At 74.1% G+C, this 14817-nt stretch carries 14 protein-coding genes; 4 read left to right on the top strand and 10 right to left on the bottom strand.

Annotated features, from left to right (window positions below; genetic code table 11):
* Positions 1 to 61: 61 nt before the first annotated feature.
* The 3 genes from ACFT2C_RS24025 to ACFT2C_RS24015 are packed head-to-tail and all read right to left on the bottom strand — an operon-like array spanning position 62 to position 3257.
* Entirely contained in the window at positions 62 to 2521 is a 2460-nt protein-coding gene (locus ACFT2C_RS24025; RefSeq protein WP_377209602.1) for a heavy metal translocating P-type ATPase, read from the bottom strand.
* A gap of 14 nt (positions 2522 to 2535) precedes the next feature.
* Positions 2536 to 2844 (bottom strand): heavy-metal-associated domain-containing protein, encoded by a 309-nt coding sequence (locus tag ACFT2C_RS24020; RefSeq protein ID WP_377209601.1) that lies wholly within the window; start codon positions 2842 to 2844, stop codon positions 2536 to 2538.
* 44 nt (positions 2845 to 2888) lie between these two features.
* Positions 2889 to 3257, bottom strand: a complete 369-nt coding sequence (locus tag ACFT2C_RS24015; protein WP_377209600.1) for a metal-sensitive transcriptional regulator — start codon at positions 3255 to 3257, stop codon at positions 2889 to 2891.
* A gap of 137 nt (positions 3258 to 3394) precedes the next feature.
* Between ACFT2C_RS24015 and ACFT2C_RS24010 the strand changes: the two genes are divergently transcribed.
* Positions 3395 to 4258 (top strand): rhamnogalacturonan acetylesterase, encoded by an 864-nt coding sequence (locus ACFT2C_RS24010; RefSeq protein ID WP_377209599.1) that lies wholly within the window; start codon positions 3395 to 3397, stop codon positions 4256 to 4258.
* 101 nt (positions 4259 to 4359) lie between these two features.
* Positions 4360 to 5103, top strand: a complete 744-nt coding sequence (locus ACFT2C_RS24005; protein ID WP_377209598.1) for a response regulator transcription factor — start codon at positions 4360 to 4362, stop codon at positions 5101 to 5103.
* Here the strand turns inward: ACFT2C_RS24005 and ACFT2C_RS24000 are convergent.
* From ACFT2C_RS24000 to hemE, 7 genes are all read right to left on the bottom strand, one after another.
* Complete coding sequence (locus ACFT2C_RS24000) at positions 5057 to 5536, bottom strand: hypothetical protein (protein ID WP_377209597.1); 480 nt, start codon at positions 5534 to 5536, stop codon at positions 5057 to 5059. The genes ACFT2C_RS24005 and ACFT2C_RS24000 overlap by 47 nt on opposite strands.
* Before the next feature lie 152 nt (positions 5537 to 5688).
* Positions 5689 to 7062, bottom strand: coding sequence for a glutamate-1-semialdehyde 2,1-aminomutase (hemL, locus tag ACFT2C_RS23995; protein ID WP_377209596.1), 1374 nt, complete (start codon positions 7060 to 7062; stop codon positions 5689 to 5691).
* A gap of 79 nt (positions 7063 to 7141) precedes the next feature.
* Complete coding sequence (gene hemB / locus ACFT2C_RS23990; RefSeq protein WP_377209603.1) at positions 7142 to 8086, bottom strand: porphobilinogen synthase; 945 nt, start codon at positions 8084 to 8086, stop codon at positions 7142 to 7144.
* A 111-nt stretch (positions 8087 to 8197) separates the two neighbouring features.
* Positions 8198 to 9010 (bottom strand): uroporphyrinogen-III synthase, encoded by an 813-nt coding sequence (locus tag ACFT2C_RS23985; protein ID WP_377209595.1) that lies wholly within the window; start codon positions 9008 to 9010, stop codon positions 8198 to 8200.
* Complete coding sequence (hemC, locus tag ACFT2C_RS23980; RefSeq protein WP_377209594.1) at positions 9007 to 10146, bottom strand: hydroxymethylbilane synthase; 1140 nt, start codon at positions 10144 to 10146, stop codon at positions 9007 to 9009. Before hemC ends, ACFT2C_RS23985 begins: the two co-directional genes overlap by 4 nt.
* A gap of 73 nt (positions 10147 to 10219) precedes the next feature.
* Positions 10220 to 11596: a protoporphyrinogen/coproporphyrinogen oxidase gene (locus ACFT2C_RS23975; RefSeq protein WP_377209593.1), complete on the bottom strand. Its 1377-nt coding sequence runs from the start codon at positions 11594 to 11596 to the stop codon at positions 10220 to 10222.
* On the bottom strand, positions 11593 to 12678 hold the full coding sequence (hemE, locus tag ACFT2C_RS23970) for a uroporphyrinogen decarboxylase (protein WP_377209592.1): 1086 nt from the start codon (positions 12676 to 12678) through the stop codon (positions 11593 to 11595). Before hemE ends, ACFT2C_RS23975 begins: the two co-directional genes overlap by 4 nt.
* A gap of 49 nt (positions 12679 to 12727) precedes the next feature.
* Between hemE and ACFT2C_RS23965 the strand changes: the two genes are divergently transcribed.
* Together ACFT2C_RS23965 and ACFT2C_RS23960 are read left to right on the top strand one after the other, a co-directional pair.
* Positions 12728 to 14245, top strand: coding sequence for a glutamyl-tRNA reductase (locus tag ACFT2C_RS23965; RefSeq protein ID WP_377209591.1), 1518 nt, complete (start codon positions 12728 to 12730; stop codon positions 14243 to 14245).
* A gap of 173 nt (positions 14246 to 14418) precedes the next feature.
* A partial coding sequence (locus ACFT2C_RS23960; RefSeq protein ID WP_377209590.1) for a hypothetical protein occupies positions 14419 to 14817 on the top strand: 399 nt, incomplete at its 3' end.

Here is a 14817-nt window from a genome sequence, read left to right as displayed (position 1 = left end):
GTATAAGAGACAGAGCTTGTCGAGACCAGTCCGGTCTCGACAAGCTCGACCAGCGATCGGACTACTCCGCCTGGCGGAGGCGGAGGGAGTTTGCGACCACGAGGAGCGAGCTCGCCGCCATCGCGCCGCCCGCGATCATCGGGTTCAGCAGGCCGGCGGCCGCCAGCGGGATCGCCGCGACGTTGTACGCGAACGCCCAGAACAGGTTCTGCCTGATGACCCGCAGGGTCCTCCGGGACAGGCGGACGGCGCTCGCGGCGGCCCGCAGGTCGCCGCGGACCAGCGTGATGTCGCTCGCCTCGATCGCCACGTCGGTGCCGGTGCCCATCGCGAGGCCGAGGTCGGCGGTGGCGAGCGCTGCGGCGTCGTTCACGCCGTCGCCCACCATCGCCACCGTGCGGCCCTCGGCCCGAAGCCGGGTCACGACCGCGACCTTGTCGGCGGGCAGCACCCGGGCGATCACGTCCGCGTCGGGGATGCCGACGGCCCGGGCGGCGACGCGAGCCGCGCCCGCGGAGTCACCGGTCAGCAGGTACGGGCGCAGGCCCAGCTCCCGCAGCTCGGCCACCGCGGGGGCCGACGTCGCCTTGGCCGGGTCGCGCAGCGCGATCACCCCGCCCGCGGCGCCGTTCCAGGCCACCGCCACGGCGGTGGCCCCGGCCTCCTCCTGCTGCCCGACGGCGGAGCGCACCTCCTCCGGGACGGTCACCCCCTGCTCGGCGAGCCAGTCCGGGCGGCCGACCAGGACGCGGCGGGTGTTCAGCGCGCCGCCGGGAGCCAGGCCCGCGTGCGCCCGCCGGACCAGGCCCTCGACGCCGCCGCCCGCGTGCGCGACGAAGCCCGTGACCTCGAGCGGCGTCTCGGCGTCGGGCTCGGCGGCGGCTCGCCCCGCCGCGGCGATCGCCCGGGCAATCGGGTGCTCGCTCAGCGCCTCGACGGCGGCGGCGTACCGCAGGACGTCGGGCGCGTCGGTGAGGTGGTTGGTGTCGTCGGGGGTCTCGACAGGCTCGACCAGCGATCGGGGCTCGGCCGGCGATCGGGGCTCGGCCGGCGATCGAGGCCCGGCCAGCGGTGACGGCTCGGCCGGCCGGGGCTGCCGGTTCCCCGCACCCCACACGTCGACGACCCGCATGCGGCCCTCGGTGACCGTGCCGGTCTTGTCGAGCACCACCGTGTCGACCCGGCGCGTGCTCTCCAGGATCTCCGGCCCGCGGATCAGCACGCCGAGCTGGGCGCCCCGGCCGGTGCCGACCAGGATCGCCATCGGCGTGGCCAGCCCGAGCGCGCACGGGCACGCGATGATCAGCACCGCGACGGCGGCCGTGAAGGCGGCCTCGACGTCGCCGGTCGCGGCCAGCCAGCCCGCCAGCGTGAGTACCGCCAGCACCAGCACGACCGGCACGAACACAGCGGAGATGCGGTCGGCGAGCCGCGCCACGGGCGCCTTGCCCGTCTGCGCCTGCGCCACGAGCCGCCCGATGCGGGACAGCATCGTGTCCTCGCCCACGCGGGTCGCCCGCACCAGCAGGTGCCCCGACGTGCTCACGGTGCCGCCCACGACGTCGTCCCCCGGGCCCACCTCCACGGGCACCGGCTCGCCGGTGACCAGCCCGGTGTCCAGGGCGGACGCGCCGTCCACCACAGTCCCATCGGTGGCGACGGTGCCGCCGGGGCGCACCGCGAACACGTCCCCGACCTGCAGGGCGGCGACGGGGACGGCGGTGGTGCGCCAGCCGCCGTCGGGCAGGCGCAGGGGCGTGTCGTCCGGGCCGAGCGCTATGCGCTCCGCCTCCTTGGCGCCCAGGTTGAGGAGGGCGCGCAGGGCGTCGCCCGCGCGGCGCCGGGACCGGTGCTCGGCGTACCGTCCGGCCAGCAGGAACGTGGTGACGACGGCGCCGACCTCGAAGTACAGGCCGGGACCCGTGCCGGCGTCCGCGGGCCGGAGCGTGCCGGCGACCAGCACCCACAGCGACCACAGGGTCGCCGCGAGCACGCCGATGGACACCAGCGTGTCCATCGTGGAGCTCGCGTGCCGCGCCGCCCGCGCGGCGGCTGTGTGGAAGGGCCAGGCGCCCCACGCGACGACGGGCAGCGCGAGCGCGGCGGTCACCCACTCGCTGCCCGGGAAGGACAGCGCCGGGACCATCGACAGCAGCAGCACCGGGACGGTGAGCGCCGCGGAGACCCGGAGGCGGCGGAGCAGGTCCTCGCCGCGGTACTCGGCGCCCGGGGCCGCGCCGGGGGTCGCCTCGGAGGTCTCGTCGCGACCGCCCGCCGCCATCCGCCGGCGCGTCACCCGCGCCTCGTACCCGGCGGACTCGACGGCACTGACCAGGTCCTGGTCGGTGACCTCCGCCGAGAGCACCACGTGCGCGGACTCCAGCGGGAGGTTCACGGTGGCCGCGACGCCGTCGAGCCGGTTGAGCTTGCGCTCGACCCGGGCCACGCACGAGGCGCACGTCATCCCGGACACGGCGAGCTCGACCTCGCCGACGGGAAGCTGTACCTCAGCGGCGGCCACGGTCCCGGGGATCGTCAGGACGAGACGATCGGCAGCATGCGGGTCGCCTGGCGGCCCGGGGCCTGCGCGGCGGACTCGGCGGCGACGGCGTTCTCGAGCACCTCGACGTCGGTCACGTCGTAGCCGGCCTCGTCCACGGCGTCGCGCAGGGGTGCCTCGGCGAGCGGCAGCTTGGAGATCACGCGCACGAGCGAGGCGTCGCCGACGTGCAGCTCGATGCTCACGTCCTGGACGTCCGGGACGCTCCGCAGCTCGTTGGTCACGGCGGACACGCAGTGCGTGCAGTGCATCCCGGTCACGGACAGCTTGGTCACAGTGGTCATATCGTCTCCTCGGTCGGGTTGGCTGGCGTGCCCACGGATGATGGTCACATGCGGACGAGGCGTGCGATCGCCTCGGACGCCTCACGGACCTTAGCGGCACCTGCCTCGTCGGACTCCTTGGCCGCGTCGACCACGCAGTGCCCCAGGTGGTCCTCGACGAGCGCGAGGCTCACCGCCTGCAGGGCCTTCGTCACGGCGCTGACCTGGGTGAGCACGTCGATGCAGTACACGTCCTCATCGATCATCCGTGCGATGCCGCGCACCTGTCCCTCGATGCGGCGCATGCGCTTGAGATACCCGGTCTTGTCGGACGCGTAGCCGTGCGGTCCGTCGTGCTCTCCGGCCGGGTCACCGTGGTCATTCTGCCCGACGGCGACCACTGCCGCCCCGGTGGTCTCCGTCGTCTCGGTCATGCGTTTATCAGATACCCCACCGGGGTAGCAAGTCAAGTGCCCAGGCCGGGACGCGGGAACGACCTTGATCGACATGTGGATCGGATACCTTTCGTCCTGAACACCCCAGGTTCTGCACGAGAGGTACCCCCATCGGCATGCCCGCCTCGATGACTCGCCGTTTCCTGCTCGCCGCGCTGCTCGCCACCGGGCCGCTCGCTCTCGCCACAGCGAGCGCGGCCCCTGCCGCCGCTCCAGGTCGGGCGGACCCGGTGGTCCGCGCCGTCTCGCGGACGACCAGGGAACAGCACCCGCGCCGGATCTACATCGCCGGCGACTCGACCGCCGCTCAGAAGTACGCCGACGCCGCCCCCGAGACCGGCTGGGGCATGGCCCTGCCCTGGTACGTCGCGCCGCCGGTCGAGGTGGTCAACCACGCGATGAACGGGCGCAGCTCCCGGAGCTTCATCGCGGAGGGCCGGCTCGCCGCGATCCTGGACGTCATCCACCCCGGCGACCTGCTGCTCGTCCAGTTCGGGCACAACGACCAGAAGGCCGACCCGGCGATCGGCACCGAACCGTGGACCACCTACCGGTCCTTCCTGCGCCGCTATCTCGACGGCGCGCGGCAGCGGGGTGCCGTACCGGTGCTGCTCACTCCCGCGGAGCGGAGGCGGTTCGACGCCGACGGCAACGCCGTCGCGACCCACGGCCAGTACCCGGACGCGATGCGAGCGCTGGCCGCCGCCGAGGGCGTCGCCCTGATCGACATCACCGCGCAGACCATCGCGCGGTGGCAGGAGCTCGGGCCCGACCGCAGCCGGCTCAACTTTCTGTTCACCGCCGCCGGCCTGGAGGACAACACCCACTTCAACGCACCGGGCGCGGGCGCGGTCGGGCAGATGGTCGCCCGAGGGCTGCTCGCCACCGGGGTTCTCGCGGAGCGCGACGTGCGCCGTCTCGACGAGGCTGTCCCAGCGAGCTGGATCACCTGGCCGGAGACTGTTCCCGCCGCGACGTGAGCCGGTCGTGCCGCGAGCGGACCCGGCTAGCGCGGGCCGCCGGTACGGCTGGAGTGATCCTTGGGACGGCGGCGCGGCGGTGTCGTTGCTACTTTCGACAGATGGACCACACAGGGGGGCATCGAGTGGCGGTCGTCGTCGAGGACGACGACCTCATTCGCGAGGTTATCGAGGTCATGCTGCAGCAGGCCGGGTTCACCGTGCATCCCGCCGTCACCGGCGCGCAGGGCGTGGCACTCGTCAAGGCGCACCAGCCCATCGTGACGACCGTCGACGTCTCGCTGCCCGACATCGACGGGTTCGAGGTCGTGCGGCTGGTCCGGACCTTCTCCGACACGGTCGTCGTCATGCTCACGGCCCGGGTCGACGAGGCCGACACGCTCATGGGTCTCGAGGCCGGCGCCGACGAGTACGTCACCAAACCGTTCCGGCCGCGTGAGCTGCGGGCACGCATCGACGCGCTCCTGCGCCGTATCGGCCGCTCCGCTCCGGCGGCGACGGAAGAGCCGGACGAGCCCGCTCCCGGTACGGTCGACGGGAGGCTCGAGGTAGACACCGCACGCCGCACGGTCCGCCTGGGCGGCGAGCTCGTCCATCTCACCCGCACCGAGTTCGACCTCCTCGCGGCCCTCCACGGCGCTCGCGGCCGGCTGGTGGCCAAGGGTGATCTGGCCGGCCTGCTCTGGCCCGACCAGCACCGCTACGGAGGCGAGGTCACGGAGGCGGACCGCCGCACGGTCGAGGTGCACGTGGCCAACGTCCGGCGCAAGCTCGGCGACAGCCCGACGAGCCCGCGCTTCATCCATACGGTCCGGGGGATGGGGTATCGGTTCGAAGACGCCTGACCAGAGCGGCCTCGGTGTCGTACGCCAGACGCATGAGCCGCTCCAGTGCCGGGACCCCTGGAAGGGTGCGATACCGCACGGCGTCCTGGGCAACGGCGTGGGCCGCCTGGGCCAGCGCAGCAGCCCCCACCGTGGCGCTCGTGACGGCCAGGTCTACCGCCGTGTCGTAGACGAGGCACAGACGGCGGTCGAAGGCGGCGGCGGCGAGGACCTCGAGTCGCTGCTTGAGCGCGTCGCCGTACTGCTCGACGATCTGGTCGGCGGCCGGCTGGCCGAGATCCTCGGTGAGGTCGTGGAGCACGCCTTCGTCGAGGATCTCCGTCTCGAGGATGCGCGTCGACGCGACTTGCTCTCGCTCGTCGCCGTCCGACCCGTCAAAGCGCCGATAGTCGGTGCGGAACCGTTGGACCAGGAGCTGTCGTTTCTGAGTCATGGCGATACCTCTCGTGAGTGGGTGAATATCTGTTCCCACCGTGCCGCCCATAACTCAACGCCCAGCCGAAGATCCTCAAGGGCTCCTCAAGATCACTCTTGAGGTTCTGAAGATCACCCTTGAGGTTCTGTGGTCGCTCCTCAGTGCCCTGGTCAGGCGGTCGCTGCGGCCGCCGCCCTCGCGGCGCCCGGGAGCACGTCGAGGATCCGCGACACCGCAGCGTCGTCGTGCGCCGCGGAGACGAACCAGGCCTCGAAGACCGACGGCGGCAGGTTGACCCCGCCGTCCAGCATCGCGTGGAAGAACGGCGTGTACCGGTACGTCTCGGCGGCCTGGGCCTGCGCGTAGTCCCGTACGCCCGACGCCGCGGCGAGCGGCCCGAAGAACACCGAGAACAGCGAGCCGGCGCGCTGCACGCGGTGCTCCACGCCCGCGGCGGTCAGGGCCTCGCCGACGGCGTCGGACAGCACGCGCGAGACCTCGTTCACCCGGGCGTACACGGCGTCGTCGGCCAGCCGCAGTGTCGCGAGACCCGACGCGACGGCCACGGGGTTGCCCGACAGCGTGCCCGCCTGGTAGACGGGCCCCAGCGGCGCCAGGTGGTCCATGATCGACGCCGGGCCGCCGAGCGCAGCCACCGGCATGCCGCCGCCGATGACCTTGCCGAACGTGAACAGGTCGGGGGTGTAGCCCGCGCCGCCGGCGGCGCGGATCGCGTCGTTCTCGAGCCCCCACCAGCCGGCCGGGCCCACGCGGAAGCCGGTGAGCACCTCGTCCATGATGAACAGCGCGCCGTGCGCCGACGTGATGCGGCGCAGCCCCTCGTTGAACCCCTCGACGGGCGGGACCACGCCCATGTTCGCGGGCGACGCCTCAGTGATCACGGCGGCGATCTCCGAGCCGCGCTGCGCGAACGCCGCCTCGACGGCCGCGAGGTCGTTGTAGGGCAGCACGAGCGTCTCGGCGGCGGTGGCCTCGGTGACCCCCGCCGAACCCGGCAGCGCAAGCGTCGCGACGCCCGACCCGGCCTCGGCCAGCAGCGCGTCCATGTGCCCGTGGTAGCACCCGGCGAACTTGATGATCAGCGGCCGGCCGGTGAACCCCCGCGCGAGGCGGATCGCCGTCATCGTCGCCTCGGTGCCCGTGGAGACGAGTCGGACGCGCTCCGCGACGGGCACCCGGCGTCGGACCTCCTCCGCGAGGTCGACCTCCGCGACCGTCGGGGCGCCGAACGACAGGCCCAGCGCGGCGGCCGCCTGCACCGCGGCGACGACCTCGGGGTGCGCGTGGCCCAGCAGCGCCGGGCCCCACGAGCAGACCAGGTCCACGTACTCGCGCCCGGCCACGTCCGTGACGTACGGGCCGCGCGCCGACGCGATGAACCGCGGGTCGCCGCCCACGCTCCGGTACGCGCGGACCGGCGAGTTCACGCCGCCCGGGATCGCGGCCTGCGCGCGCAGGAACGCCGCATGGTTCGCCTCGGGCGCTGCTCGCCGCAGCCCCTGACTCTCGACAGCTTCGCTCATGCCCGTCCTTCTCGTTGAGTGCTGGGTATTTGTGGCCGGAGTGGGTGCGGGGCAACAAATACCCAGCACTCAGCGGTGGTCAGCGGAGCCAGTCCGCCAGCTCGAGCGCCCAGTACGTGAGGATCACGTCCGCGCCCGCCCGCTTGATGCTCGTCACCGACTCCAGGACGGCCCGGTCGCGGTCGATCCAGCCGTTCGCGCCGGCGGCCTCGATCATCGCGTACTCGCCCGACACCTGGTACGCGGCCACCGGCACGTCGCTCCGGTCGGCGATGGCGCGCAGGACGTCCAGGTACGACCCGGCGGGCTTCACCATGACGATGTCGGCGCCCTCGGCGAGGTCCAGGTCGGCCTCGCGCAGACCCTCGCGGGCGTTCGCGAAGTCCATCTGGTACGTCTTGCGGTCGCCCTTGAGCTCCGAGTCCACGGCCTCGCGGAACGGGCCGTAGTACGCGCTCGCGTACTTGGCGCTGTAGGCCAGGATGCTCGTGTCGGCGAAGCCCGCGTCGTCCAGGGCGTCCCGGATCACCGCGACCTGGCCGTCCATCATGCCCGACGGCGAGACGACGTCTACCCCCGCCTTCGCCTGCGCCACCGCCATCGAGGCGTACCGGAGGAGCGTCGCATCGTTGTCCACAGCCCCTGTGGACGTCAGGACCCCGCAGTGGCCGTGGTCGGTGAACTCGTCCAGGCAGGTGTCGGCCATGAGGACCGGGGTCGGCGCGCCCGCCGGGACCTCGTCGAGCACCTTGCGCGACGCCCGCAGCGCCCGCTGCAGGATCCCGTCCGCGGCGTCGGCCTGCGAGCCGTTCGCGTCCTTGACCGTGGGGATGCCGAACAGCATGACGCCGCCCAGTCCCGCGTCCCGCGCGGCCCGCACGGCCTCGACCAGCGACTCCTCGGTGTGCTGCACCTGCCCGGGCATGCTCGCCAGCGGAGCAGGCTCGGTCAGCCCCTCCTTGACGAAGAGCGGCAGCACCAGGTCGGCGGGATGCAGCCTGGTCTCGGCGACCAGGCGGCGCATGCCCGGTGTGGCCCGCAGACGACGCGGCCGATACACGATCCCGCTGCTACTCACTGTGTTTCCTCTCGACGTACGACTCGATCTTGTTGGCTGTGGGAGCGATCGTTGCGACTACGTGCCCGGTTTGGGCGCAACGATCGCGCTCACAGCGAGGGCTTGGGCGACGGCGTCGGCCAGGGCCTCGTCCGTCGGGCTTTCGGCGATCCTCAGCACGGTGTGCCCGACGGCGTCCGCTGCGCGGGCCGACGGCTCCCCGATCGCCACCACCCGCTGCGGGCCCAGCTGGGCCGCGACCTGGCGAGCAGCCGAGCCCGAGGCGACCACGACGACGTCGTACCGCCGGTGGAGCTCCGGCGGGAGCTCGCGGGCTACCGTCCGGTACGCCGTCACGACGTCGACCGCCCAGCCCTTGGCCACGAGGCCGGCGCGCAGCGTGTCGGACGCGAGATCCCCGAGCGGGAGCAGCACACGGGGGGTGCCGGCCGAGGCGCGGGGGAAGGCGTCGGCGAGGCCGGCGGCGGTCGCCGTCTCCGGGACGAGGTCCGCGGTGACGTCGTACCGGGCCAGTGCCCGCTGCGTCGCGGGCCCGACGGCGGCCCACCAGGTGGTGCGTCCGACGTCGTCGGGCGGGGTGGCGGCGTGCGGGGCGCCGATGCGCTCCCCGAGCAGGGCGTACACCGCGTTGACGCTGGTGATCACCACCCAGGCGTATGCGCCGTCGGCGAGGCGCTCGCGGGCGGCGTCCAGGTCCGCCGGGTCCTCGACCGGCGTTCGCTCGATCACCGGCGCGGCGACGGGGTCGAGCCCCTGCTCGCGCAGCAGCGTGAGCAGCCCGGAGGCCCGCGACGGGGCCCGTGCGACCAGGACGACGGGCGGCCCGGCCGATCCGGGCGGTTCGGCTGCGGGAGGGACCTGCTCGGTCACGCCTTCTCCGGGACCGTCGCGCTCAGGGGCGCGAGCCGCTCGGCGCCGTCGGCCAGCAGGTGCTCGGCGACGGACCTGCCCAGGGCGCGGGCCGCGTCGTCGACCGTCTCGGGGGCGACGTCCGGGGAGAGCCGCGTCTCGGCGCTGCGCGACATCTGCTCCGAGCCGTCCACGGCGGCGACCACTGCCCGCAGCCGGAGGACGGAGCCGACCCCTTCGACAGTCCCAGGGAGCACCGTCGCGTGCGCCCCGACCGGTGCGGCGCAACCGGCCTCCAGCCGCGCCAGCACCGAACGCTCGGCGAGGACGGCGAGGCGGGTCGGGCGGTGGTCGAGCAGGTGGATCGCCTCGGCGAGGCCGTGCACTGAGCCCGTCGAAGGGTGCTGTCCTGAGCGCGTCGAAGGATCGGGCACGCGGGACGCGGCGCCCGCGCGCTGCCCTGAGCCTGTCGAAGGGTCGGACACGATGTCGGCCGTGCGGACCTCGACGGCGAGCGCGCCCTGGCCGGGGGCCGGGGCGACGACGTCGACGTCGAGCACCTCGCTGATCACCTCGGTGCGGCCCAGGCGAGCCAGGCCCGCGTACGCGAGGACCACGGCGTCGAGGTCGGCGTCGGGGCCGAGCGCGCGGTTGAGGCGCGTGCCGACGTTGCCGCGGATGTCGACGACGTCGAGGTCCGGCCGGGCGGCGCGGATCTGGGCGGCCCGCCGCGGCGAGCCCGTGCCCACCCTTGCGTTGTGCCGGAGCGTCGCGAGGGTGAGGCCGTCGCGCGCGCACAGGGCGTCGCGCGGGTCCTCGCGCTCGGGCGTCACGAAGGTGAGGCCGGGCGCGGGGGCGGTCGGGAGATCCTTGAGGGAGTGGACGGCGACGTCGCAGCGGCCGTCCAGCAGGGCCTCGCGCAGCGCGGTCACGAAGACGCCGGTGCCGCCCAGGCTTGCGAGGCTCCCGGTCTTCACGTCGCCCTCGGTCCGGATGTGCACCAGCTCCACCGGCCGGCCGGTCAGCTCCTCGAGGCGCCTGGCCACCAGACCGCTCTGGGTGGTGGCGAGAGCGCTCGCGCGCGTGCCGAGGCGAATCGGCGCGGCGTCGCCCTGGGCGTTTCCGGGGGTGCTGACGGACAGGGGGGTCGGGGTCACCAACCCAGTCTCTACCCGAACCCCCGCCCGGAGGAAACCCGAGGGCCCATGTCACAGCGTTGCTGGCGCACTGTCAGAACGTTGTGTCAGAAAGCGCTGTTCCGAGCCGTTCGGCCGTGCCCTGCGCGTGGCCGACGATCGCCGCGAGGCCCGTGCCCGCGATCCAGCCACCCGTGACGTCGAGGCCCGGTTGGGCCCGGACTGCGTCCTCGAACCGCTTGACGGCGGCCCGGTAGGCCGGCGTCGGCGGAGGCAGCGCCCCGTCCCAGCGCTGGTGCAGGCTGTCCCGCACCCGGCCGGTCAGGTCGACGCCGAGCAGCGCCGACGCATCGCGGGCGGCCTCCTCGGCGGTGGGCTCCGGCGTCGGCTCGCCGATGCGGCCGTAGCTGAGCCGCACCACGTGCCGGCCCGGCCCGACGGCGTCGCGCACCCGCCGGGCCAGCCACGGCCACTTCGCCGTCGCGTGGGTCAGCGCCTTGGCGCGGACGGCGCCCTGCGTCGTGCCCGGGGCCACGAGCATCCCGGAACCGCGCGGGGCCGCGTCGAGCTCGGGGGCCTCCAGGAGGAGGGTGACGAGGCGGATGTCGGCGCCGCGCTCGGGCGCGGGCGGGAGCGCCAGGGACTCGGAGGGGCCGAACTCGGTGCGGGTCGCGAGCACCAGCCGCGGCGCGCGCAGCACCTGACCGTCCTCGGTGCGCACCAGCCAGCTGCGCCCCGCCCGCTCCACGCCCACCACTCGCGCCCCCAGCCGCACGTCCAACCGCTCCACCAGGGCGTCCACCAGCGCGTGGATGCCGCCGTCGATCCCGCGCACGGCCGAGCCCGCGGGCGCCGCCGCACGCAGCGACGCCACAGCCCGTGACAGGGACCCGGTCCGTGTGTACGCGTCCAGCAGCCCGGGGGCGACGGCGGCGACGTCGAGCCGGTCGAGCGGCGCCGAGTGCACCCCGGCCGCGACGGGCGTGACGAGCCGGTCCGCCACCCGGGACCCGAGCCGCGACCGCGCGAACGTCCCGAGGTCCGTCGTGTCGACGAACCGGGCCGGCAGCACCCGGTCCAGCGACCCGCGCAGCGCGCCCGGCCAGCCGATCGCGCGCCGCACGTCCGCGGCCCACGGCCGCGAGGGGATCCCGAGGACTCCGGCGGCGGGCAGCGGGAACGCCCGCCCCGCCGCGTAACCCCAGGCAGAGAGCCCGGCGGGCGCCTCGACGGTCAGCCCCAGCTCCTCCGCCAGCCGTTCGACGACGCCGCCCCGCACCGCGAACGACTCCGCGCCCAGGTCCACCGGAACGTCCGGCAGCGACCCGAACGACCCGCCGCGGATCGGCCCGCCCGCCCGGTCGGCGGCCTCCAGCACGACGACGCGCAGCCCGCCCGCGGCGAGCGTGTGCGCGGCGACGAGCCCGCCGATCCCGGCACCGACGACGACGGCGTCGGCCACCTCGGTCACAACGAGTGCACCAGCTCGACCACGCGGGTCAGCACCGTCGGGTCGGTGTCGGGCGGTACGCCGTGGCCGAGGTTGACCACGTGCCCGGGCGCCTTGCGCCCGCGCGAGACCACGTCCCGCACGTGCGCCTCCAGCACGTCCCAGGGCGCGGCCAGCAGTGCGGGGTCGATGTTGCCCTGCAGAGGGACGCCGGGCAGCAGGTCGGCGGCCTGGTCGAGCGGCGTCCGGTAGTCGATGCCGACAGCGTGGTCGGTGATTCCGGCGTCGACCAGCACCGCGCGCATGGCGGGCAGCAGGTGCCCCGTGCCGGTGCCGAAGTGGATGGCCGGCACACCGGACCCCGCCACGTGCGCCAGGGCCCGGGTCGACGACGGCGCGACGCGCGACGTGTAGTCGGCGAGCGAGAGCGAGCCGGCCCAGGAGTCGAAGAGCTGCACGGCGCTCGCCCCCGCCTCGACCTGCGCCCGGAGGAACGTCCCGGTCAGGTCGGCGGTCCACGCGACGAGCGCGTCCCACGTCGCGGGGTCGGCGTGCATCAGGGTCCGCGCGGCGAGGTGGTCGCGCGACGGGCGGCCCTCCACGAGGTACGCGGCGAGCGTGAACGGCGCGCCGCCGAACCCGAGGAGGGGCGTCGTGCCGAGCTCGGCGACGGTCAGCGCGACGGCCTCCCGGATGGGGGCCAGGGCGGCGTCGTCGAGCGTGCGGGAGGTGAGCCGGGCGACGTCGGCGGCGGTGCGGTACGGCTGGTCCATCACCGGGCCGACCCCCGACTTGATGTCCACGGCGACCCCGGCCAGCTTGAGCGGCACCACGATGTCGGAGAAGAAGACCGCGGCGTCGACCCCGTGCCGGCGGACCGGCTGGAGGGTGATCTCGGACGCGAGCTCCGGCCGCAGGCAGGCCTCGAGCATGCCGGTGCCCTGGCGCACCTCGCGGTACTCGGGCAGGGAGCGGCCGGCCTGGCGCATGAACCAGACAGGCATGCGGCCGGCACGTACACCCCGCAGGGCCTGCACCAGGGGCGCGGCAGAGGTCCGCCCGTCGGAGAGCGGATGAGCGGGGGCGATCGTGGTGGACTTCACGCTTCCCGATTCTGCCCTGCCGCGCCGGGGTGCATAAAGTTGGGGCACTGTGGTTCTCCTCTCCCTCACCGCCAGCCACCGCGAGCTCGACCTCGACGCGCTGGAACGCCTGTCCACGGGCTCGTCGTCAGTGGGTCGCGTCGTCGTCGGTACGTGCGGCCCCGTCGCGGGCGCCGTGGTGATCTCGACGTGCAACCGGTTCGAGCTCTACCTCGACGTCGACGCGCCGCTGAGCGGAGACAGCGTGCGGCACGCGACGCGGCACGTCGCCGAGCTGGTGGCGCACGCCTCGGGCGTGACGGGCGACGTCGCCGCCCGCAGCTTCACCGTGCGCACCGGCCCGGAGGTCACCGAGCACCTGTTCGCCGTGGCGTCGGGCCTCGACGCGATGGTCGTGGGCGAGCGCGAGATCGCAGGCCAGGTGAAGCGCTCGCTGGCGGAGGCCCGCGAGCAGGAGACCACGTCCAAGACTCTCGAGCTGCTCTTCCAGACGGCGTCGCGCACCTCCAAGCGGGTGGGCACCGACACGGAGCTCGGCGCCGCGGGCCGGTCCGTCGTCGCGCTCGCGCTCGACCTCGCCGAGCGCGAGCTGCCGCCATGGGACGGCACGCGCGCCGTGCTCATCGGCACCGGCTCGTACGCCGGCGCGTCCGTCGCGGCCCTCCGGGCGCGCGGCTGCGACGACATCCGCGTCTACTCCCAGTCCGGCCGCGCCGAGGCCTTCGCCGAGTCGCACGACGTGCAGCCGGTGGCCTCGCTCGTCGAGGCGCTGGCCGACGCCGACCTGGTGGTCAGCTGCAGCGGCGCCCGCGGCCGCGCGCTTGCCGCGACCCCGCGGGTCGAGCTGGCCGCCCCGCTGGTCGAGCCCGTCGAGACCGAGGACGACCGGCGGCTCAACGCCACGGCGGCCGGGAACTTCGGCGGCCCGACGGCGCTCCCCGGCCTGGTGAGCGAGAACGGCCCCGAGGCGAGCCTCGGCCATGTGCTGGACACCGCCGCGCTGGTCCGGGCGCGGGAGCGCGCCGCCGACCGGGCGGGCGACGAGCCGGAGCCCCGCCCTCTCGTGATCCTCGACCTCGCCCTGCACCGCGACGTCGACCCGCGGGTCGCGGACGTGGAGGGCGTGCTGCTCTTCGACCTCGCCACGCTGAAGGCGCACGCCCCCGCGGTGGCGCACGTCGTCGTCGCGCAGGCGCAGGGGATCGTGGACGCCGCCGCGCGGCGCTTCGAGGAGACGCGCCTGGGCCGGGAGGCCGACGCCGCTGTGGTCGCACTGCTGGACGAGGCGGAGGTCCGGGCCCAGGCCGAGATCGCCGCCACCGTCGCCCGGCTCACCGACGAGCTGGCGGCGCGCGGGGAGCCCGCGCCGGACGAGTCCGACGTCGACGTCATCGCCCGTGACGTCCGCAGGCGGGTGCACGCCGAGCTGCACGACAAGATCGTCGCCGTCCGCGCGAAGGCCACCGCCAAGGCGCGTGCCGCGGAGGCCGCGCTGGTCCAGGGCGCCGAGGCTCTGACCCTCGAAGCGTCCGCCCAGCGAGACGCCGGCCCGACCGGTCGTCGATAACTTCCTGGCGATAACCCCGCAGAACAAGCCGGACGGACCGATTTCTAGGGTCCAATTCGGCCATCGTTACACAATCGTAACAAGGGTGATTTTATTCACCCGGGGGTGAAGGCCTAAGTTCGGTGGCTCAAGGACCGAACGCGCATATGCGCAACGAGATGCTGGAGCAACTCTTGAAGCACGCAGCACCCAAGAAGAAGACCGCATCGGCGGGCGCGCGGACCATCGCGACCGTCGCCATCGCAACCGCGGCCACAAGCATGGCCGCCCCGGCTATGGCCGCAGAGGCCTCGCCGCTGGACTCCCTTGGTGACCTCGGCACCACCGCCGAGGGTCTCACGCAGGGCCTCCCCGCCCTCTCGTCGACCTCGATCGACCTCAGCGAGCTCACCGACGCCGTCCCCGTGGTGGACGCCGTGACCGAGCAGCTCCCCGCCTCCATCGAGCCCACCACGGCTCTCGCGCCGAACTACAAGCCGGCGCAGTTCGTCTCCGGTGCCGTCCAGGGCGTCGCGCCCCAGGTCGTCTCCAACGTCGTGGCTGGCGTGACCAACGGTTCCGCCCTCGCCGGC

This window comes from Promicromonospora sp. NPDC057138 (assembly GCF_042670845.1).
Classification (GTDB): domain Bacteria; phylum Actinomycetota; class Actinomycetes; order Actinomycetales; family Cellulomonadaceae; genus Promicromonospora.
This window is presented reverse-complemented; position numbering and strand designations above follow the sequence as displayed.

Coding starts and splice junctions, on each gene's coding strand:
- ACFT2C_RS24020 (WP_377209601.1), bottom strand. CDS start 2,844: ATGACCACTGTGACCAAGCTGTCCGTGACCGGGATGCACTGCACGCAC.
- ACFT2C_RS24015 (WP_377209600.1), bottom strand. CDS start 3,257: ATGACCGAGACGACGGAGACCACCGGGGCGGCAGTGGTCGCCGTCGGG.
- ACFT2C_RS24010 (WP_377209599.1), top strand. CDS start 3,395: ATGCCCGCCTCGATGACTCGCCGTTTCCTGCTCGCCGCGCTGCTCGCC.
- ACFT2C_RS24005 (WP_377209598.1), top strand. CDS start 4,360: ATGGACCACACAGGGGGGCATCGAGTGGCGGTCGTCGTCGAGGACGAC.
- ACFT2C_RS24000 (WP_377209597.1), bottom strand. CDS start 5,536: ATGACTCAGAAACGACAGCTCCTGGTCCAACGGTTCCGCACCGACTAT.
- hemL (WP_377209596.1), bottom strand. CDS start 7,062: ATGAGCGAAGCTGTCGAGAGTCAGGGGCTGCGGCGAGCAGCGCCCGAG.
- hemB (WP_377209603.1), bottom strand. CDS start 8,086: ATGCGCCGCCTGGTCGCCGAGACCAGGCTGCATCCCGCCGACCTGGTG.